The 19,722-nt window shown below is 61.0% G+C and carries 17 protein-coding genes; 13 read left to right on the top strand and 4 right to left on the bottom strand.

Annotation, left to right across the window (positions count from 1 at the left end; genetic code table 11):
* Positions 1-42: 42 nt before the first annotated feature.
* The 8 genes from HG800_RS04275 to HG800_RS04310 all read left to right on the top strand — a co-directional run bounded on the left by HG800_RS04275 (position 43) and on the right by HG800_RS04310 (position 10,135).
* Positions 43-897, top strand: a complete 855-nt coding sequence (locus HG800_RS04275) for an MBL fold metallo-hydrolase (RefSeq protein WP_235963249.1) — start codon at positions 43-45, stop codon at positions 895-897.
* The gene (xylB, locus tag HG800_RS04280) at positions 894-2,432 is read left to right on the top strand and encodes a xylulokinase (RefSeq protein ID WP_169974086.1); all 1,539 of its coding nucleotides are present in this window, start codon (positions 894-896) and stop codon (positions 2,430-2,432) included. The genes HG800_RS04275 and xylB overlap by 4 nt, the downstream gene beginning before the upstream one ends.
* A gap of 23 nt (positions 2,433-2,455) precedes the next feature.
* The gene (locus tag HG800_RS04285; protein WP_169974089.1) at positions 2,456-4,603 is read left to right on the top strand and encodes an ArnT family glycosyltransferase; all 2,148 of its coding nucleotides are present in this window, start codon (positions 2,456-2,458) and stop codon (positions 4,601-4,603) included.
* Between the two features lie 149 nt (positions 4,604-4,752).
* A complete protein-coding gene (locus tag HG800_RS04290) occupies positions 4,753-5,988 on the top strand; it encodes a hypothetical protein (RefSeq protein ID WP_169974092.1) in 1,236 nt (411 codons plus the stop codon).
* 26 nt (positions 5,989-6,014) lie between these two features.
* The gene (locus tag HG800_RS04295) at positions 6,015-6,695 is read left to right on the top strand and encodes a hypothetical protein (RefSeq protein ID WP_169974094.1); all 681 of its coding nucleotides are present in this window, start codon (positions 6,015-6,017) and stop codon (positions 6,693-6,695) included.
* 207 nt (positions 6,696-6,902) lie between these two features.
* Complete coding sequence (locus tag HG800_RS04300) at positions 6,903-7,961, top strand: TIM barrel protein (RefSeq protein ID WP_169974096.1); 1,059 nt, start codon at positions 6,903-6,905, stop codon at positions 7,959-7,961.
* 107 nt (positions 7,962-8,068) lie between these two features.
* Positions 8,069-9,217, top strand: coding sequence for a Gfo/Idh/MocA family protein (locus HG800_RS04305; protein ID WP_169974099.1), 1,149 nt, complete (start codon positions 8,069-8,071; stop codon positions 9,215-9,217).
* Positions 9,218-9,289: 72 nt separating this feature from the next.
* Positions 9,290-10,135: a sugar phosphate isomerase/epimerase family protein gene (locus HG800_RS04310; RefSeq protein ID WP_169974101.1), complete on the top strand. Its 846-nt coding sequence runs from the start codon at positions 9,290-9,292 to the stop codon at positions 10,133-10,135.
* Positions 10,136-10,163: 28 nt separating this feature from the next.
* On the opposite strand, the gene HG800_RS04315 is transcribed toward HG800_RS04310, so the two are convergent.
* Positions 10,164-10,367 carry an ACT domain-containing protein gene (locus HG800_RS04315; protein WP_169974103.1) on the bottom strand — a complete coding sequence of 68 codons (204 nt, stop codon included), beginning with the start codon at positions 10,365-10,367 and terminating at the stop codon, positions 10,164-10,166.
* A 220-nt stretch (positions 10,368-10,587) separates the two neighbouring features.
* A complete protein-coding gene (gene typA / locus HG800_RS04320; protein ID WP_169974106.1) occupies positions 10,588-12,426 on the bottom strand; it encodes a translational GTPase TypA in 1,839 nt (612 codons plus the stop codon).
* 365 nt (positions 12,427-12,791) lie between these two features.
* Between typA and HG800_RS04325 the strand changes: the two genes are divergently transcribed.
* The 5 genes from HG800_RS04325 to HG800_RS04345 all read left to right on the top strand — a co-directional run bounded on the left by HG800_RS04325 (position 12,792) and on the right by HG800_RS04345 (position 17,963).
* Entirely contained in the window at positions 12,792-13,910 is a 1,119-nt protein-coding gene (locus HG800_RS04325) for a polyprenyl synthetase family protein (protein WP_169974108.1), read from the top strand.
* A 108-nt stretch (positions 13,911-14,018) separates the two neighbouring features.
* Entirely contained in the window at positions 14,019-15,584 is a 1,566-nt protein-coding gene (locus HG800_RS04330) for a phytoene desaturase (protein ID WP_206352122.1), read from the top strand.
* Between the two features lie 5 nt (positions 15,585-15,589).
* Entirely contained in the window at positions 15,590-16,489 is a 900-nt protein-coding gene (locus HG800_RS04335) for a phytoene/squalene synthase family protein (RefSeq protein WP_169974110.1), read from the top strand.
* Positions 16,490-16,500: 11 nt separating this feature from the next.
* Positions 16,501-17,625: a hypothetical protein gene (locus HG800_RS04340; RefSeq protein WP_169974112.1), complete on the top strand. Its 1,125-nt coding sequence runs from the start codon at positions 16,501-16,503 to the stop codon at positions 17,623-17,625.
* A 134-nt stretch (positions 17,626-17,759) separates the two neighbouring features.
* On the top strand, positions 17,760-17,963 hold the full coding sequence (locus HG800_RS04345) for a carbon storage regulator (RefSeq protein WP_169974114.1): 204 nt from the start codon (positions 17,760-17,762) through the stop codon (positions 17,961-17,963).
* Between the two features lie 29 nt (positions 17,964-17,992).
* Here HG800_RS04345 and HG800_RS04350 read toward each other — a convergent pair whose 3' ends face one another.
* Together HG800_RS04350 and HG800_RS04355 are read right to left on the bottom strand one after the other, a co-directional pair.
* Positions 17,993-18,745: a hypothetical protein gene (locus tag HG800_RS04350; RefSeq protein ID WP_169974116.1), complete on the bottom strand. Its 753-nt coding sequence runs from the start codon at positions 18,743-18,745 to the stop codon at positions 17,993-17,995.
* Positions 18,746-18,852: 107 nt separating this feature from the next.
* A complete protein-coding gene (locus HG800_RS04355; RefSeq protein WP_169974119.1) occupies positions 18,853-19,689 on the bottom strand; it encodes a helix-turn-helix domain-containing protein in 837 nt (278 codons plus the stop codon).
* Between the last annotated feature and the right edge of the window lie 33 nt (positions 19,690-19,722).

A 19,722-nucleotide genomic window follows, 5' to 3' on the forward strand; every position in this document is an offset into this window, starting at 1 on the left:
AGGGACGGTCTGCCCGACGAGATGGGGCAAGCGAGCATGTTTATGTCAGACCTGATTCAGCCGAAGAAAAAGGGGGCCGAACTGGCCGCCGAGATCCGGGAAACGATGCCCGAGCCGGGGACGCTGGCCGTCTGGTGGCTTGGGCAAAGCGGGTTTCTGTACAAGTCTCGGTTTGGGACCCTGGTGATCGACCCATACCTGTCCGAGTCGTTGACTGAGAAGTATGCGAACACCGAGAAGCCGCACATCCGGATGACCGAGTGTCCGATCCGAGGGAATGAGCTTCCGGGCGTTGACCTTGTGCTGGCGAGCCACAAGCACACGGATCACATTGACGGCGCGACCCTCTCTCCCTTGCTCGGTGCCAATCCGGAGGCGGAACTCTGCGTCCCTGAAGCGCTCATCCACCACTGTGAGAAGCTGGGACTGCCGAGCAAGCGACTGGTCGGGCTGGACAACGGTTGGGAGTACGAACGGGCTGGGTTCAAGGTGCGTGCCTTACCTTCGGCTCACATGGCATTGGACATCGATACATCGGGACTTTGCCTGTATCTCGGGTTCGTGGTCGAAGTCGACGGGCTGAGGTTTTACCACAGCGGGGATAGCGTGGTTTACGATGGCCTGGTTCAGAACCTCGGGCCGGGGCCGTTCGATGCGTTCTTTCTGCCGATCAACGGCTGGGATCCGCGCCGGAAGGTGGCGGGGAACATGTCGGCCGAGGAGGCGGTCGAACTGGCGAACGTCTGCCGACCGCGGTTTCTGGTGCCTCATCATTACGATATGTTTACATTCAATACTGTTCATATCAGTACGTTTCAAGAGGCGGCGAAGGGGCTGACCGCAGGGGTCGAGCCCGTGGTGAGGCGTTGCGGCGAGCGCTGGGAGATGATGACGTGAGCGTCACCTTGGGGATCGATATCGGCACCTCGGGCACGAAGACCCTTGCCGTTCGAGAGTCGGGAGAGATTCTCGCAAGTGCCTCGGCCGAGTATCCGTGCAGCTATCCGAAGCCGGGCTGGTCAGAGCAGGACCCGAGCCTCTGGTGGAACGCGACGATCGCAACCGTCCGCGAGGTCCTGGCGAAGGGACATCTGAAACCTGAGGAGATTTCGGGGATCGGCCTGAGCGGCCAGATGCACGGCTCGGTGTTTCTCGATGAGCAAGGAGAGGTCGTCCGGCCCGCCTTGCTCTGGAACGATCAGCGGACCGGGGCTGAGTGCGCCGAGATCGAGGCAATAGCCGGGGGCCGCGAGGCGCTCGTTCGAATGGTCGCCAACCGGGCCTTAACTGGATTTACCGCGCCGAAGCTCCTGTGGGTTCGGACTCACGAGCCGAAGCAGTGGGATCGGGTTCGCACGGTCTTGCTGCCGAAGGATTACATTCGCTACAAGCTCTCGGGCACGTTTGCCACCGAGGTGAGCGATGCCTCGGGCACCCTTTTACTCGACGTGGCGAACCGGAAGTGGAGCGATGAACTGCTCGCGAAGCTCGACCTCGATCGTTCGCTGCTGCCGGACTGTTTCGAGAGCTTTGAAGTCTCGGCGCAGGTGAGTGCGAAGGGAGCCGAGACCACGGGCTTGAAGCCAGGGACGCCCATCGTTGGGGGCGGGGGCGATCAACCGGCCGGTGCGGTCGGCAACGGGATTGTCCGGTCGGGAGCGGTCTCGGCCACGATGGGGACCTCGGGCGTCGTCTTCTGCCATACGGACGAGCCTGGTTTTGATCCCGAAGGACGTCTTCAGCGCGGTTGCCATGCGGTCCCGGGGGCCTGGCATGTGATGGGTGTGGTGCTGGCGGCTGGCGGGGCCTTGCAGTGGTTCCGCAACGAGTTGGGCAAGGCGGAAGTGCTTGCCGCGAAGGAGCAGGGAGTCGACCCTTACTTCCTCTTAACGGATGAAGCGGCGACTGTTGGCCCCGGCGCGGAGGGCCTCTTCTTCTTGCCTTACCTGACCGGTGAGCGGACGCCCCACTTCGACCCTCACGCCCGGGGGGGGTGGATTGGCCTGACGGTCCGACACGGTCGCGCCCACATGATCCGGTCGGTCATGGAAGGGGCGACCTACGCCATGCGCGACAGCCTGGAACTGATCCGGGAGATGGGGGCGGCGATCACTCAGATCCGTGTCTCGGGCGGAGGCGCCCGCAACGCCCTTTGGAAGCAGATTCAGGCCGATATCTACGGTCAAGACGTATGCACGATCAACGCGAGCGAGGGGCCGGCCTTTGGGGTGGCCTTGCTGGCCATGGTCGGGACAGGAACCTATTCGTCGGTCGCCGAGGCGTGTGACGCAACGATCCAGGTGGTCGAGACGACCCCCGTCGATCCCTCGACGAAGGGGTTATACGACATGTCTTATCCGATTTATCGAGGGCTCTATGGCGATTTGAAGGGTCGCTTCACTGCGATGGATGCCCTGGTCCGGGGTGCCTGACCCCTTCGCCCCGGAGTTCCGCAATGCCTCGCCGAAAGCCTCCCGCCAACCCCCGGTCCCGAACATCAACCGGGGGAAGTCCGTCCCCGGTACCGTCGTCTTCAATGCCCGAGGCAGGAGGGTCGCGGCCGATCCTCACGCGGTCGAGGCTCATCCTGATCGTCGGCTTGCTGCTGATGATCCAGTGGTCTTTGGCGGTGATCAGCCTGCTCGGGAAGACACCCACGGTGGATGAGGTCGTTCATCTTCCCGCAGGGGTGACGTACTGGGAGATGGGGACCTTTCGGCTCTACCCGCATAATCCGCCGTTGATCAAGCTGATCGCGGCCCTGCCGGTGCTTCAAGCTGGGCCAGAGACGGAACCACTCTACCGAGAAGCCCGCTGGGGATGGCCCGACGCGAACAAGGCGGCGTTCGCTCATGGCTTCATGCTCCTCAACGCCCCACGACTGTTTGAGCTGATGGCGCCAGCCCGGTTGATGATGCCGATCTTCGCAGTGATCGGTGGGCTGGTGATCTTCGATTGGTCGCGGAGGCTATGGGGGGCATGGGGAGGCCTGATCAGCCTAACTCTCTGGACCTTCTGTCCGAATATTCTGGCGCATTCGCAAGTGATCACCACCGATGTGGGAGCCACAGTCATTGGCTTCTCCGCGACGTATGCGTTCTGGCATTTCTTGAAGCGTCCGAACTGGCTATTCACGATCGTGGCTGGGCTGCTGCTCGGGATCGCACAACTGACAAAGTTCAGCCTGATCTTGCTGTACGGACTCTGGCCGTTGCTCTGGCTGGTTCAGGAAGTGGCACATGGGGAACGCAAGGGGCGATGGCGCCGGGTTAGCCAATCGGTGGGGCAGGGGTTGACCATGGTCGCCTTGAGCGTCCTTGTCATCAACATCGGCTATGGATTTGAAGGGACCGGGAAGAAGCTGGGGGATTTTGCGTTCACCTGCAAGACACTCACGACCGATCGTGACCCACCTCGGCCGCTGTTTCGGAACGATCCGACGCGACAGGGGCCTGAGCTGAAGGCAGGAGTGCTCCAGTTCCGCGAGAATCGGTTCCGGGGAACCATCCTCGAATCGTTGCCGGTGCCGCTTCCTGAGTATTATGTCTCTGGCTTCGACGACCAGAAGCTCGAAGCCGAAGGCGTTCCCATCCGCGCGATGATGTTTGCCGACGACTGGAGAAATGCCTCGATCCCCCCGGATGCCATCTCTGGATACCCCGTCTTCCTCGACGGTGAGCTGAGCAACGAGAGCTGGTGGTACTACTACCTGATGACCCTCGTTTACAAGGTGCCCGAAGGGACGTGGGTGTTGATGATGCTGACGATCGCCGTCATTCCGATGGCGGAGCGGAGTCGGGCCAGGGCAGTGGACGAGTCCAGCATCTGGATCGTCCCGGCGGTGGTCCTGGTGGTGATGAGCTTCGGGACGAACATCGCGATCGGATTAAGGTACGTGTTGCCGATCTTCCCGTATCTCTTTCTCGGGGCCGGACGGCTCGCGCCTTGGGCCTCAGGACTTCAACGAACGACCAGGAAAGGAGCGATCGCGGTCGTGAGTGCCGCACTGCTGGCGACCGCATCGGCGTCCTTAATGATTCACCCGCACTATCTTGCCTATTTCAACTGGGTGTCGGGGGGGGCGAAGCGGGGATCGGAGCATCTGATCGACAGCAATCTCGATTGGGGCCAGGATCTGAATGGCTTGCACGAGTGGCTTCAAGTGAATGCGCCGGGAGAGCGGGTGGGCATCGCCTATTTCGGGCAGATCAACCCAGAGATCTTCAACATTCGGGCCCAGATCAATGATCCGTCGATTGGATCGGCAAGGCCACTGGATTGGTTCCTGCCGTCGGTGCTTCCCGGGACGCTTCCTGAGCGACCAGAGCAGGATGCCGGCCCGCCGAAACCGGGGCTTTATGCCGTCAGCACGTCGTTGATGCGAGGCTTGCCGTGGAGGGTGTATGCGCCTGATCGGTGGGCGCCAATGTCGGCCCGAGGAGGGGCCTTCAGTTACTTCGAGCCGCTTGAGCCGCTTGGCCACATTGGCTACTCAATCTTGCTTTATCGCATTGACGAGGCGGATGTTGCTCGCATGGCCCAACGGTGGCAATCGGCACCGGTTGAGCCGGGCGTACCGCCGATCGAGCCGTCATCCGACTGAAGGTGCTTGCGTCGGTCGATCGCGGGGTTTACAACCGAAGGCCTTATCTGCCATCGACGACGCGAGGCACCACCGACCGCTTTGAGCACCAGGGCCGGCGATGGTCGATTTTCGCCGCGCGATGGCCTTTGTTGGAGAGTGCGATTTCCATGAGCGATCAGAACATCGACTCCCGCGCCCGCAAGGCGCTTGACGACGGCGAAGGAATTCTTCGCCTCGCTCCGACCTGGGTCCCCCGGTCGTTCCTGATGCCGGGCGGCCGGTTGAAGCTGGCCCGAGAGGATCTCTATGCCCTGGGCACCCACCGGGGCGGCATCGACGAGCGGTGGTTCGCCTCGACCACCCCCGCAGCCAATGAAGGGGCTCCGCCAGATGAAGGACTCTCGTACGTGTTTACCGAGGGGGGAGACCGCTTCACCCTCCGCGATGCCATTGCCTCCCACGGCGCCGAGATGATCGGCAAGGACCTCTGGGACAAGTACAAGAAGTGGCCCGTCTACTCGAAGTTCTTTGATAACCTCGGGCCGATTCCGCACCACATGCATCAGAACGCCGAGCAGGCTGCGAAGCTCGGCCTGGAAGGGAAGCCCGAGAGCTACTACTTCCCCCCGCAGCACAACTGGACCGGTAACAACTTCCCCTACACCTTCATGGGGCTTGAGCCCGGCACGACCAAGGCCGACATCAAGCGCTGTCTGGAACGGTGGAACGAAGGGGATAACGCCATCCTCGACTACTCAAAGGCCTATCGCCTGAAACCGGGGACCGGCTGGCTGATTCCGCCGTGCGTTCTGCACGCGCCCGGATCGCTCGTGACGTATGAGCCCCAGTGGGGTTCCGACGTCTTCGGCATGTATCAGTCGATGGTTGAAGGCCGGCGGGTCCCTTGGGAACTGCTCGTCAAGGACGTGCCCCCCGAGTACCACCAGGACCTCGACTACCTGATCGAGCAACTCGACTGGGAACAGAACGTCGACGAGCACTTCAAGGATCATCATTACCTGGAACCCGTTGTCCGCTCCGGAGGCCCCGGTCGAGGCTACGTGGATAAGTGGGTCGTTTACGGAACGATTAACGGTGAGCAACTGTTTAGCGCCTGCGAACTGACGATCGATCCGGGCTACTCAACCAAAATCACCGACCCGGGCGCCTCGGGACTGATCGTCACCCAGGGCAGTGGCACCATCGGTTCGCTTGAGGTCGATTGCCCGGTCTACATCCGCTTTGGTGAGACGACCAGGGACGAGGTGTTCATCACCGCCAAGGCCGCTGCCGATGGTGTGACCTTCACCAATACTGGTAGCGAGCCGTTTGTAAGCCTCCGCTACTTCGGGCCGAACGTCCACAAGGACCTCCCCAAGGTAGGTGCGCACAAGGCGAGCTAATCCGGTCCCTCCTGGAGTGATCGTCGATGGACGAGCCCCAGCCGCCCGACATCGAGGAGATCCTCGCCGACTTGCACGAGGATGCCCGAGGACGCGTCAAGGAGGAGTTGCTCCCCGGCGAGCGGCTCCTCTGGGCAGCGCGGAGCCACCGCGATCCGTTTCGGCTCTCGGGCTTCGCGATGAACCTGTTCTTGACCTTGGCGTTCGCATCCGGCTCGTTCATTGCGTTTCGCTATGTGTTTTCGGTGGAGCGTCAGGGCAGAACACCGGATGGGCTGGTCGCCGTCGCGATTCTTCTGGGGATCGCTGCAGCCATCTCAGCGATTGTGTTCGCCTCTTCAATCGCTTCGGAACGGAACAGACGTTGGACCCGATCGCAGCATCTGTACGCGATCACAAACCGCCGGGTGATCCTGCGGACACCGACGTTCGACCGGCTCGGCGTCGAGGTGCGGACAATCGATCTGCCGGCCGTTGGAAGTATTCACCGGACCGAGTATCCGGACCAATTGGGGACCTTGACCTTCTCCGTCGAAGGAACTGGCCCGAAGGTGATCGACCCAGAGCATGGGACGGTTGATCCGTTTGAGAGCTATCGCCTCGAGAAGATTCCCGACATCCGTCGCGTTGAACTCCTGCTCCGCCAGTCTGTCGCCGATCGCCGATCGCAACAGGCCAACGAAGCCTCCTCGAAGGACTTTGCCTGATGGCCACGACCTCACCCCCAACCTCCAATCCTCCCTCGATCGCCGCTGAGCTGGACTTTGACCGGTTCGTTGAACTCGTTGACATTGCCCGGAATTAGGATGTCGGCATCTCCGAGGTGATCCAGGCCGGAGACGCAATCCCTCTGTCATCAGAGTCATTTAAGGCTGCGAGACGGGCACTGCCCACGACTATGAAGGAATCACACCATGAGCAACGGCCACACCCACACCTTTCCGAAGCTACACAACGCTGCCTGGCCTGGGGTCGTCGGTAAAGGAGGTGAAGGGAACGATCCTCCAATCGAGTTGGACACGATGCTCGACCTGACCGCCGCGGCTGAGGTTGATGGTATCAAGTTCGACGGTGTCGATCTGTTCCTGTTTGCCCCGCACGTGGACATTGACGCGAGCGATGGCGAGCTGAACGCACTGGCCGAGAAGGTTCGCTCGCGAAATCTGGTCATCGGCTCGGTCGTCGCGCCCGTCTGGCCACCGACCGGGGGTGGTCCAGCACACGATCCGGGAGAAGGGCGTGAAAAGTTCCTGACCCAAGTGCGCAAGGCATGTGTAATCGCAAAGAAACTGAAAGAACTGGGCGTCCGTCCGTATGGTGTCGTCCGGATCGACTCGGCATGTTCACCGGCCGACTGGGCATCCGACCCCGAGACGAGTCAGGCGAACATCGCTGAGACGTTCAAACAGGCTGCGGCCATCGCCCGAGACCACGGAGAAAAGCTCGCCGCCGAGGGGGAAATCTGCTGGGGTGGGATGCACTCCTGGAAGACGATGGTCGATCTTCTCGAACGCGTTGGCGAGCCAGAGACAGTCGGCTTCCAGGCCGATATGGCGCACACCTTGCTCTATACGCTGGGCGAGAATGCCCCCGAAGATCGCATTTTGCCCAAGGATTTTGCCTGGGGTGATCGGAACGCGCTCGACGCAGCCCTGAAGACTCTGACAGACGCGCTTCGTCCCTGGACGATCGACTTCCACGTCGCACAGAACGACGCAACCGTCTTCGGCTCCGGCTCTCATGACCACACTGGCCGCCACTGCCTGCCGAACGACCCGAACGGAAAGCTCGATATTCCACACCACGCAGGCTTCTGGCTAAGAGATGCCGACGGCAATCTCACCAAGAAGTTCGAACATATTTGCTGGGACGGCTGCATGTTTCCCAACGCGGTGATGATGCAGCCCCAGACCTGGAACGACATCCTCGCCAAGATGATCGCAGTGCGCGATCATCACGGTTGGAATGCGTGATCAAGCTATGAACCGTTGATCTCGTAGGGTCCGCGGTGCGGACCTCCCCGCATCGTCGAATTGTCCGCAACGCGGCGGACCCGACGCTGATCCATTGAGGTGAATCTATGCCCGCCACGAAAGACCTCCGAATCGGTATCATCGGCTACGGCTTCATGGGCCGAACGCATTCGAATGCCTACAAACAGGTTCCGCAGTTCTTCGATTCCCCGCTCCGCCCCGTCCTGAAGGCCGTATGCGGCCGCGACGCGAACAACGCCAAGGCCTTCGCCGAGCGTTGGGGGTACGAGTCGATCGAAACCGACTGGCGCAAACTCATCGCTCGCGACGACATCGACGCCATCGACATTTGCACGCCCAATAACACGCACGCCGAGATCGCGATTGCCGCCGCCGAGGCCGGCAAGATGGTCCTTTGCGAAAAGCCCCTGGCCATGAATCTCAAAGAAGGTCAGGAGATGGTGGATGCCATTGAGAAGGCCGGTGTTCCCAACACCGTCTGGTACAACTATCGGCGCGTGCCGGCCGTGACGTTGGCGAAGCAACTGATCGACGAAGGCCGGCTCGGCAAGATCTTCCACTATCGGGCCAATTTTCTGCAGGACTGGACCATCTCGGCCGACTTGCCGCAGGGTGGTGCCGCCCTCTGGCGCCTCGATGCAGCCGCAGCCGGCTCGGGGGTCACGGGCGACCTGCTCGCCCACTGTATCGATACTGCATTATGGCTTAATGGAAAGATTACCGATGTTTCTGCGATGACCGAGACGTTCATCAAGGAGCGTAAACATAACCTCACTGGGAAAGTAGAGAAGGTTGGCATCGACGACGCCTGTGCCTTCCTCTGCCACTTCGAGAACGGCTCGCTCGGCCTGTTCGAGTCCACCCGCTATGCCCGGGGGCATAAGGCCCTGTACACCTTGGAGATCAACGGCGAACACGCCTCGATCCGGTGGGATCTGCACGACCTGCACCGCCTCGAATACTTCGACCACCGAGACGATTCCCTCGTCCGGGGCTGGCGATCGGTCCACATCACCGACGGCGACATGCCCTACATGAAGCACTGGTGGGTTCCCGGCCTTCAAATTGGTTATGAGCATACCTTCATTCATCAATTCGCCGACTTCCTCGACTGTGCTGCCCAGGGGAAGCCCTGTCCCCCGACCTTCCGTGACGCCCTAGCCACGCAGGCCGTCTGCGATGCTGTGCTCGACTCGGCTGAACAGAAGAAGTGGGAAGACGTGGTGCCCGTCTGAGCGCAAGGACACCCGCCCGAAGAATCCACGCGTGATGAATGATTGTCAGAAACCCTGAGGGGAACGACCGCGATGAAGATCGGGATGAACCTCCTGCTTTGGGCCGATACCGTCACGCCCGAGCATGATCCCTTGCTGGAAGAATTGAAGGCAATGGGCTTCGACGGTGTCGAGATCCCGATCTTCAACGGCGCCGACACGGCGCCTTACGAGCGGCTCGGCAAGCGTCTGAGGGAGATCGGCCTGGGCGCGACGGCCGTCACGGTGATGTCGCCGCAGGCCAATCCCATTGCACTCGATGAAGGTATCCGCAAGGCGGCTGTCGAGCACCTTGACGGCGTGCTCGCCTGCTGCGCCGCCGCCGGAGCCGAGGTGCTTTGCGGGCCGATTCACTCGGCCCTGGGGCACTTCTCGGGAGCCGCGCCGACGGAGGAGGAATTCAAGCTGGGCGTCGACACCCTGCAGAAGGTCGCCGAGAAGGCGCAAGGGCATGGGGTCTTGCTCGCCTGCGAATATCTCAACCGGTTCGAGAACTATTTCCTGACGACCGCCGAGCAGACGGTGAAGTTCGTCGATGCCGTCGGGCATCCCTCGTGCGGGATGATGTACGACAGCTTCCACGCGCATATCGAGGAGAAGTCGCAGAAGGCGGCAATCGGCTCCTGCGGCAAGCGGATCATCCACGCCCACGTCTCCGAGAACGACCGGGGGACGCCCGGCACCGGCCAGGTGGACTGGGACGGCTACTTCTCGGGGCTCAAGGACGTCGGCTTCGACCGCTGGTACACGATCGAGGCATTCGGACGGGCCCTCCCCGCGTTAGCTGCCGCAACCCGTGTCTGGCGCGACCTGTTCCCTGACCCGATGGGCCTCTGCCGAGAGGGGCTCGCATTCATCAAGCAGAGGACAGGGGGCTGATGCTCAATCCTTCTCGGGCCTGGCCGGATTACAGGTCTCGCACCTCGTGGCAGGCCTGGAGGAGGACCTCAACGGCCCGGCTGAGCAACCGGCCGGGCATGAGCACGTAATCGGTGTCGAAGGTCGAGACGACAAATCGATTCACTTCGGCCGCAGCCAGGGGCCGGCGATCGAGGCGAGGACGCCGGTCAGGTTGAAGGCCAGGGGGCCTTGGACCTGGAGAACCCGCCATCCCCGCTCAGCCTCGACATCTCCTGGAACTCGATCGGCAGGGCAGACAATCGAGATTTCCTGTTCGGTCCAGATTTTCGACTAGAGAGCACCAGATCTGACTGCCGCCCAGTCGGGTACCCCTGTGCTCGGTTCGACCGGGGCGACGGCAGAGCTGTCGGTGAGGGGCAAAAGCGTCAGGAGTTGAGCAGCCATCGATCATCCCCGGGCCGAGCAGTCGGTCAGGCGCCAACTGCCTTCTTCCGGTCCTTGGCGGATCGCTCGGCACGCTTGCGGTCTTCCTCGCGAAGCTCCTTCTTGCGAAGGCGGATCTTGGAGGGGGTGACCTCGACGAGTTCGTCGTCCTCGATGTATTCGAGGGCGATTTCGAGGGTCAGATCACGGGGGGGCTTGAGCAGGATGTTCTTGTCGGACCCGGAAGCCCGCATGTTCGTAAGCTTCTTCTCCTTCGACGGGTTGACGACGAGGTCGTTGTCGCGCGCGTGCTCGGCAACGATCATCCCTTCATAAACCTCGTCGCCGGGGGCGACGAACATCACGCCGCGCTGCTGGAGGCCGTCGAGGGCGAAGGCGATCGCCTGTCCGCGGCAGTTGCTGATCATCACGCCGTTCGGGCGGCGGGGGATGTCGCCGCGGAAGGGGCGGAATTCGTGGAAGTTGTGATGCATGATCGCCTCCCCCTGCGTGGCGCTCAGCAACCGGGTTCGGAGGCCGAGCAGCCCGCGGGCGGGGATGACGAATTCCATGTGGGCATAGGTGCCCTTCAGGTCCATGTTGAGCAGCTCTCCCCGGCGGTTGCCGACGAGTTCCATGGCCGGCCCGCGGTGCTCCTGGGGGACGTCGATGACCAGGTACTCGTACGGCTCGTGCTTGACGCCGTCGATCATCTTGGTCACGACCTCCGGCTTGCCGACGGACAGCTCATACCCCTCACGTCGCATCGTCTCGATGAGGACGGAGAGGTGGAGGAGGCCGCGGCCGGAGACCATGAACGAGTCCCGGTCCTCGGTCGGCTCGACGCGAAGGGCGACGTTCGATTGCAGCTCGCGGTCGAGGCGGTCCTTGAGGTGGCGGGAGGTGAGGTATTCGCCTTCGCCGGTCAGCGGAGAGTCATTGATGGTGAAGAACATGCTGAGGGTAGGCTCGTCGACCTCGATGCGAGGCAAGGGGGTCGGGTCGTCGGCCGAGGCGATCGTGTCGCCGATGTCCACCGCCGGCAGGCCGACCAGGGCGACGAGATCGCCAGCCGAGGCCGATTCGACCTCGACCCGGCCGAGCTTATCGAAGACGAGGACCTGATTGACGGTGCTGGGAACAAGCTTGGCGCCGGCCTTGACCAGTGAGGCCGATTGCCCCTTCTTGACGGTCCCGGAGGCGATGCGGCCGATGGCGATTCGCCCGACGTACTCGGAGAAGTCGAGCGTCGTGCAGAGCATCTTCAAGGGGCCGTCGGCGTTGACCTCGGGGCCGGGAATTTTTTCGACGATCAGGTCGAGCAGGGGACGGATGTCGCCGGATCGGGCCTCAGAGTCGTGCGAGGCATAACCGGATCGGCCTGAGGCGAACAAGTAGGGGAAGTCGAGCTGCAGGTCGTCGGCTCCAAGCTCGATGAAGGTTTCGAAGACCTCGTCGAGCACTTCAAGCGGTCGAGCATCGGGGCGGTCGATCTTGTTGACGACGACGATCGGCCGGAGCTTGTTGGCGAACGCCTTTCGCAGGACGAACTTCGTCTGCGGCATCGGCCCTTCGAAGGAATCGACCAGTAACAGGCAGCCGTCGGCCATCTGAAGGGTGCGCTCGACCTCACCGCCGAAGTCGGCGTGGCCGGGGGTGTCGATGATGTTGATTTTCGTCGCGCCGTAGCCGATGGCGATATTCTTGGCGAGAATGGTGATGCCTCGCTCGCGCTCAAGGTCGTTGGAGTCGAGGATGCAGTCGCCCATGAGCTGGTTCTCACGGAACGAGCCCGACTGGCGGAGCATGGCATCGACCAGGGTGGTCTTCCCGTGGTCGACGTGGGCGATGATGGCCACGTTTCGGATATCGTCGCGTCGGGTCATGTTCGTGGAAATCTTCCGAAGGAGGGGCTATGTCGGCAGTCGGGAGGGTAGGCTGGCAAGAAGAAAGGACATGGCGCTTGCACATTCACAATACGGTTTGTGACGGCGTTCCGGCAAGGCCGACTGGTTGGTCTTCGTTCACTCTTCACGATGGGGTGGGACGGTCAGAGGGACTGGGAGTTTCTGAACATTCCCGCCTGACCTGGTTCGGGGGGCTCCACGGTCGCCTACAATGACGCCAGATTGGAATGAGCCTGATGATCCCAAGGTTCGTCCCAGGCATGACTCGCGGTCGGCCCGAAGCGGGGTTGATCGAGATTGGTTACTCATCTCATTTCTCAACACCTTCGAGCCGAGGAATTCCCGTGATCGAGGTCGCACGCCCCTCCCCGGTCATTGATTGGCTCGCACCATCGAGCGATCGTGACCGGATCGACCGGTCTCTTCACGAGTTCCTCGCCGAATCGCGGCGAAAACATCTTGGCAACACGCATCTTTCGTCATTGTACGAACGAATGTGTAAATGTGTTCTGAATGGCGGGAAACGCATTCGACCTCGGCTCTGCCTGGCGAGCTACCGAATTGTGTCAGGAACCGAAGCGTTTCCTCCTCGGCCGGTCTGGCAAGTCGCAAGCAGCCTGGAAATTTTCCACTCGTTCATGCTAGTTCACGATGATCTGATTGACGAAAGTGTAGTTCGGCGTGACCAGGATGCGTTGCACGAGGCGTTGCGGAGGGAGCACGACCGCCCCGATTCGGAACGAGCTCGAAAACTCGGTCATGATCTGGCATTGCTTGGTGGCGACTTGATGTTTGCCCTCGGGATGCGGATGGTCAGTCGGTCGGGAATCGACCCGACGATCGCACTCCAGATTCAATCATTACTTTCGGACATGCTGCTTGAGACAGGGCTGGGGGAAGCGCTCGACGTTCTCTACGATGACCGTCCGCTCGATCAGATGACTGAAGGCCAGATCGTCGAGGCCTACATTCGAAAAACAGCTCGGTATAGTATTTCCGGGCCTCTCGTCCTTGGAGCAATGCTCGCTCAGGCTCCCCGAACAGTTTGGCGGGCACTCGATCGATATGGCGACTTGCTGGGCCTGGGGTATCAGATCCGCAACGATCTCGATGCCATGGCCGTATGCCTTGACGAGGGTGATCACCCCGACCTCGACGGCGGCAAGCGCACCCTTCTGCTTTGGACCGCGTATCAACGGCTCTCCCCCCCCGGACAACTCGATCTTGAGCAAGCCCTGGCGAGCCCGCCGACCTTGGAGCGTCGCCGCCGACTTGACTCCCTGATCCGCGAGAGTGGTGCCATTGAGTCCTGCGAAGATCGTTTGCGATTGCTCCAGGAACAGGCTCACGCCACGCTTCTTGAGTCTCCCCTGGATCCCCTTCAACGACGGTCGTTTCTGGCCTTGGTGGACTTGCTTCCGGGGGGAGTCCCGAGTCCTTTGCCCAATGCCGTCGCTCACTGATTGAGAGCGGACCCACTTCGTAATTTTTCCTGGACAATTTCTCGGTGAGATCCGTCTTTCGTTCGATGGCTGGGCCGACATCGCCCTTAAGGTCGAGGTTATTCAGAAATGGGTATGGGAGTAGCCGCCTCGTTTGACCCGAATCCGGCTCCAGTGGACCGCAATGTTACGGGGGATGCGAGGCCGAAGGCCGTCGTGATCGGAAGCGGCTTCGGCGGCCTGGCCGCGGCGATTCGTCTGCAGGCCAAAGGCTATTCCACGACCATTCTTGAGATGCGCGATAAGCCCGGCGGTCGTGCTTATGTGTTCGAAGATGAAGGCTTCATCTTCGACGCAGGGCCAACGATCATCACCGTGCCGTTTATCTTCGACGAACTCGCGGAAGTCGCAGGCAAGCGATTGAGTGATTATGTTTCGATTGTTCCTTGCGACCCGTATTATCGCATTTACTTTGATGACGGGATGACGTTCGATTACGTCGGAGATCCCGAACGGTTCGAGGCGGAAATCCGGAAGTTTAATCCCTCGGATGTGGAGGGATACCGTCGCTTCGCAGATTACACTCGGCGCGTCTTTGACCGTGCCTTCACCGATCTGGCTCATCATTCGTTCCATAGTGTCTGGGAGATGGCCAAGGTCGCTCCCGATTTGATCAAGTTGCGTGCTGAAGTGCCGGTGTTCCGTCGCGTCTCGCAGTTCATTCAGGATCCTCACCTGCGAATTGCCTTGTCGTTTGAACCGTTGCTCATCGGGGGCAATCCGCTGCGATCGTCGTCGATTTACGCGATGATCCACTATCTGGAGAAGACCTGGGGTGTCCACTTTGCAATGGGGGGGACGGGAGCGCTGGTCAGTGGCCTGGTCCGTATGTTTCAAGACATCGGCGGTCAGGTTGAGTTGAATGCTCGGGTCGAGGAAATCGAGGTCGAGAACCGCCACGCCCGACGGGTCCGCCTGGCTGACGGCCGCCGATTTGATGCCGAGGTGGTGGTGTCCAACGGAGACGTGGCGAACACGTACCGCAAGCTGATTGGCCCCGAACATCGCCGCAAGTGGACCGATCGCCGGCTCGAACGGATGCGATACGCCATGAGCTTGTTCGTCATCTATTTCGGCACGAATCGGACGTACGACCACCTGCCGCACCACGCGATTCTTCTCGGGCCACGTTACGAAGGCTTACTGCGTGACATTTTTGATCGCAAGATCGTGGCTGACGACTTTTCACTCTACCTCCACACTCCCACGCGAACCGACCCAAGCCTGGCACCTCCTGGATGCGACGGGTTCTATGTGCTGAGCCCAGTGCCTCACCTTGGCGGTGGTCAAGACTGGGATGCAATCAAAGAGGATTACGCCGACCGCATCCTCGCCTCCATGGAGAAAGCGCACCTGTTGCCCGATCTTCGGAAGCACCTCGTGACCAAGCGGATCTTTACGCCCAAGGATTTTGAGACGCACCTCGATGCCTACATGGGAACGGCCTTCCAGTTCGAACCTGTCCTGACGCAATCGGCCTGGTTCCGTCCTCATAACAAGAGCGAAGATGTCGAGGGCCTTTATTTCGTCGGAGCCGGAACCCATCCGGGAGCGGGCCTTCCCGGTGTGGTCAGCAGTGCGAAGGTGCTCGATCACTGGCTCCCGCCTGTCAGTCGCTCGGTCTCGGCAAGGTGAGGTCGATGGCGTCGCGAAAGACCAGTCCCCTTGACCTTGCGGTCGGAGAACGGCGCTGTCGACGCATCACCCGACACTACGCCAAGACGTTTTTCTTTGCCTCGCACTGTTTACCTCGATTGATTCGTCGCCATTCGTACGCCGTTTACGGCTTTTGCCGGTGGGCCGATAATGCGGTGGACGAGGCGACGGATCTCGACGATGCGACCCGGCGACTCGATCATGTTCGCACCGTGCTAGCGTTGGCCTATTCAGACGCTCCCGCACCTTCGGGAGTCCTGGCATTCCGGAAAACGCTGCGCGATCGGGCGATTCCTCGACGCTTGTTTGACGACCTGCTCGACGGCATGGCGATGGATCTGACCGAGGATCGCTATCCGGACTACCCGGCTCTGGATCTTTATTGCTATCGGGTTGCCGGTGTCGTTGGGTTGATGATGACACACGTATTCGGGTATCGTGACGAATGCTGCCTGCCTCAAGCGCTCGCACTTGGCCGGGCAATGCAATTGACCAACATCCTCCGAGATGTCCGTGAAGACCTCGATCGGGGCCGCATCTATCTGCCACAGGATGAGCTGGTCCGATTCGGCGTCTCAGAGGGGCAGTTGGCCGAACAGCGTGTTGATGACTCGTTTCGGGCCTTCATGCGGTTCCAGATCGATCGGGCCAGACAGGCGTATGCCGAATCCGAGCAGGGGGTTCCCTTCCTGATCGGTGCGGCCAGTCGGCTGACAGTCCGAGTCATGGGACGGCTCTATGGTGGCATCCTCGACGAGATCGAGCGACTCGATTACGACGTCTTCCAGACTCGAGCCCACGTCTCAACCCCCCGGAAGCTCCGGTTGCTGACCGCCTGTCAGCGAGAGACGATCAGCGAGAGTTTGCGACGCTCCTGGAGCTGAGAGTACTCACCGTGTCCGTCATCACCCCGTCTCCCCGCCCGACCCCTCCCGATCCGGCCCTTGATCCCGATCGCTTCTTCAACCTTCAAGCTCCCGGCTCGCAGGAGTGGTGGTATTTTGATGCCATCAGCGATGATGGCCAGGACGCGGTCGTGGTCATCTTCTTCGCCGGCTTGCCGTTTAACCCGGCCTATGGCACGGCGGCGAGGCGTCATCTCCTGAACCCGAAACAGCACCCAGCTCCACACCCGCTCGATCACTGCGGGGTGGCCTTCAGCTGGTATCGACCCCACGGGGCGACCGTGAAACGCAGAGGGCGAGGAAACCCCGGCCGTCGTGCCCAGGCCTATGTGTTAAACAGTCATCGACGGGAAGACTTTTCTCACGACGCCGATCCCTTCCGTGTTTCAATCGGCACATCTCGGGTCGAGCGCGACACCGAAGGGTATCGCATTGTGCTCGATGTGCCAGACTGGGACCCAGCCCGCCGAATTCAGGCCGACTTGCGATTCTGTCCCGCAGCCGGCACTGAGCCGTTTGAGATCAATTTGGGCGGTGAGGGCTCTCCTCATCACTGGCTTCTGGCCGCAGCCGATTGTCGGGTCGACGGAGACCTTTCGATCGATGGTCCGGGAGGCTCATCAATGACATTCCGGGGACGAGGTTATCACGACCACAACGCCGGCACCGAAGAGTTGTCGCTCGCCATGACTAAATGGCAGTGGGGACGGGTTCACGATGAGGACCGTACCGAAATCTACTATATCGCTCAGCCTCGAAAGGGACCGACCCACTCGCTTTGGCTCTCGTGTCGGGATGGGAAGCCGGAGATCGTTCGAGACCAGCCGGAAGTCGCCGTCTCGCAGCGATGGAATAACTGGTACTTCGTCCCTTATCACGGAGCCATGACGTTTTCGGACGATGAAGGACGGAAGCTGCAACGTTGGATCGACCACGCGATTGATTCCGGCCCGTTCTATCAACGATGGCTTGCCGAGTTTCGAGGGCCCGGATTCCGGTCGAATCGACTCGGCATTGCCGAACAACTTGATACCGGAAAGCTCAATCATCCCCTCTACAACTGGATGATTCCCTACCGACTCAAGCAATTCGCTCCCGAATCGTCGGGCTCTTGACGCCCTGGTGTCGCTCACAGGCTCCCAATTCCGACTGCCAGATTGATGCAACAGCGTCTTGCCGGGGCATCTGGACTCCTGCTGGGTACCATGGCAGACGTACGGAATTCGAGAGCCGGAATGAGGTGGCATCGATGCTGGTACTAGGTCGCAAGCCGTCCGAGCGGATTCTCATCGGAAGCGAATTGCGGATCACCGTGCTGGGCCTGGAAGGGAAGCAGGTCCGCCTCGGGATCGAAGCCCCCGCCGAGGTGACGATTGTTCGAGAAGAAGTGAGAGCAAAGGATCGAAGCTCCACTTCCATCGATCACGAATCGACCGGGCCGACAATGGTTTGAGCGGCCCGGTCCGAGAGTCAGCAAAACGTTCAGAAGGCGACAGCGGACCCGCCGTCCCCCGTCGCACCTCCCACACTGTCGGGGCGTCCGCTGAACCGGGAGGCCGCTCGCTGGCCCACGGCGAACGTGCCGAGCGTGAGATCCACCGGATTGGGAGTGGCGGTCGGAGCCTCACCCGAGGGGTACTCCCAGATGAGGGCGACGTCGTAGGTCGCGTCCCCCGACTCTTCCTTGTAGAAATACAGGTGGATGAGCTGAAGGTTGCGGTCGGTCATCGTTAGGCGTTCGAAGGTGATCGGCGGAGCCACGTCGCTCCGAGGCCACACCGTTTTGTTCACCTGCTCGATGGGAGCGGAAGCGATGTCAGGACCGTAGACCTGCGCCAGGACGTTGATGACATCGGATCGGAAGTCGCCCCGAGCCGCCCGGGGTGGCTGCTCGGGATCAGGCGGTTCCTGAGAATCGCGCCGGGCGAGGACGTGAAGCGAGTAATTCGTATTCGCAGACTGCGGGTTGAAACTGGCCTCAACCTCGAAGGCATCCGGGTTCAGGGGAATCAGTTCGAACTCAGGCCGCTGGGCAAGCCCTTGAGGCACCCTCAGGAAAATCGAGTTCTCCGCAAATGGCCCCTGGGCTGCGCTATAAAGCTGCTGATCGAGGATCATGTCGTCCTTGAGGCGACCCTGGGTTGCCTCAAGCCTTGCCTCGTAGCTGGAATAACCACAGCCGAGGACCGGGAGCGAAAGGACGAAGAACGTCGCGAGGGCCGGGAGGCGTCTCATTCGGAACCTCTGCGGGTGGTCGCAGGACAAGGGGCCGATTGAGGAGACGGCCCCGAGAAGGTCGTTTTTGTATTGCCTTTGAATGGTCGAGCGTTTCTGCCCGGCTGTCAAGAGACTGGCGCGACATGCGGGGTGCACGACCAGAGGACCCGGCGGAACGGAATCGTTTTCACCCCCGGATCCTCGTCGGCAGTCCTTGTCGGCACGATCTCGGGCTCGAACGCGGGATTCTCAGCCCGAAGCAAGACAACGTGACCGGCGACCTGTAGCCAGCGGATCAACACACGCCCCTCGATCCGAGCTGCGACGAGTGCTCCGTTCAAGACCTCGGCTGATTCGGGACGCTCCGCAATTCCAACCACCGCGCCGTCGGCCAGGATGGGCATCATGGCCGTTCCTTTGACCTTCAGGCAGTGGAAATTACGGGACTTATCCAGCCATTCCCGCTTCATGGGCAGTGTCTTGAACGTTTCGTGTCCGTCCGTCTCGCTCTCCTCGAGATCCTCGACATGAACAAGCACTTGATCGGCTTGCTGGTCAAGCTCAATCCCCCGAGGCAGAAGAGGATTCGGAGCAAAGCCCCCGTCCGAACGGGTCTCCAGCATGTTCAAGACCTGTCGCAACAGGTCTCCAACCGAACCGGCCCGCCCCGTTTCCGAGGGACGATCGCTGATCAAAGGCCGACTGCGGCGCAGTTTGGTACCTTCGCCGTGCAGAAGCCAACGGGGTTCAACATCCGTTAGCTCGATGAAGCGGAGGAGTACTTCCGAGGGAACCGTGACCCCCGTTTCGTAGTTGTACCAGGTGCGAATCGGCAGGTTGAGCCGACGAGCGAGTTCGGGACCGCCCCGATCACCATATTGTTCGGTTCGGATCTCTTTCAAACGATTGGCCAGTTCGCACTTCGTGCGGACGACCTCCGGAGAACTCTTGCAGCGTGCCATCGGTGCAGATTCCTCCTCCCCGGGAGACATCTT

The organism is Tautonia rosea, assembly GCF_012958305.1.
GTDB classification, from domain to species: Bacteria; Planctomycetota; Planctomycetia; order Isosphaerales; family Isosphaeraceae; genus Tautonia; species Tautonia rosea.

Excerpts from the sequence above, each read along its gene's own strand:
- HG800_RS04275 (WP_235963249.1), top strand. The coding sequence starts at position 43 with ATGTCAGACCTGATTCAGCCGAAGAAAAAGGGGGCCGAACTGGCCGCC.
- HG800_RS04285 (WP_169974089.1), top strand. The coding sequence starts at position 2,456 with ATGCCTCGCCGAAAGCCTCCCGCCAACCCCCGGTCCCGAACATCAACC.
- HG800_RS04290 (WP_169974092.1), top strand. The coding sequence starts at position 4,753 with ATGAGCGATCAGAACATCGACTCCCGCGCCCGCAAGGCGCTTGACGAC.
- HG800_RS04295 (WP_169974094.1), top strand. The coding sequence starts at position 6,015 with ATGGACGAGCCCCAGCCGCCCGACATCGAGGAGATCCTCGCCGACTTG.
- HG800_RS04300 (WP_169974096.1), top strand. The coding sequence starts at position 6,903 with ATGAGCAACGGCCACACCCACACCTTTCCGAAGCTACACAACGCTGCC.
- HG800_RS04305 (WP_169974099.1), top strand. The coding sequence starts at position 8,069 with ATGCCCGCCACGAAAGACCTCCGAATCGGTATCATCGGCTACGGCTTC.
- HG800_RS04310 (WP_169974101.1), top strand. The coding sequence starts at position 9,290 with ATGAAGATCGGGATGAACCTCCTGCTTTGGGCCGATACCGTCACGCCC.
- HG800_RS04315 (WP_169974103.1), bottom strand. The coding sequence starts at position 10,367 with ATGGCGGGTTCTCCAGGTCCAAGGCCCCCTGGCCTTCAACCTGACCGG.
- typA (WP_169974106.1), bottom strand. The coding sequence starts at position 12,426 with ATGACCCGACGCGACGATATCCGAAACGTGGCCATCATCGCCCACGTC.
- HG800_RS04330 (WP_206352122.1), top strand. The coding sequence starts at position 14,019 with ATGGGTATGGGAGTAGCCGCCTCGTTTGACCCGAATCCGGCTCCAGTG.
- HG800_RS04335 (WP_169974110.1), top strand. The coding sequence starts at position 15,590 with ATGGCGTCGCGAAAGACCAGTCCCCTTGACCTTGCGGTCGGAGAACGG.
- HG800_RS04345 (WP_169974114.1), top strand. The coding sequence starts at position 17,760 with ATGCTGGTACTAGGTCGCAAGCCGTCCGAGCGGATTCTCATCGGAAGC.
- HG800_RS04350 (WP_169974116.1), bottom strand. The coding sequence starts at position 18,745 with ATGAGACGCCTCCCGGCCCTCGCGACGTTCTTCGTCCTTTCGCTCCCG.
- HG800_RS04355 (WP_169974119.1), bottom strand. The coding sequence starts at position 19,689 with ATGGCACGCTGCAAGAGTTCTCCGGAGGTCGTCCGCACGAAGTGCGAA.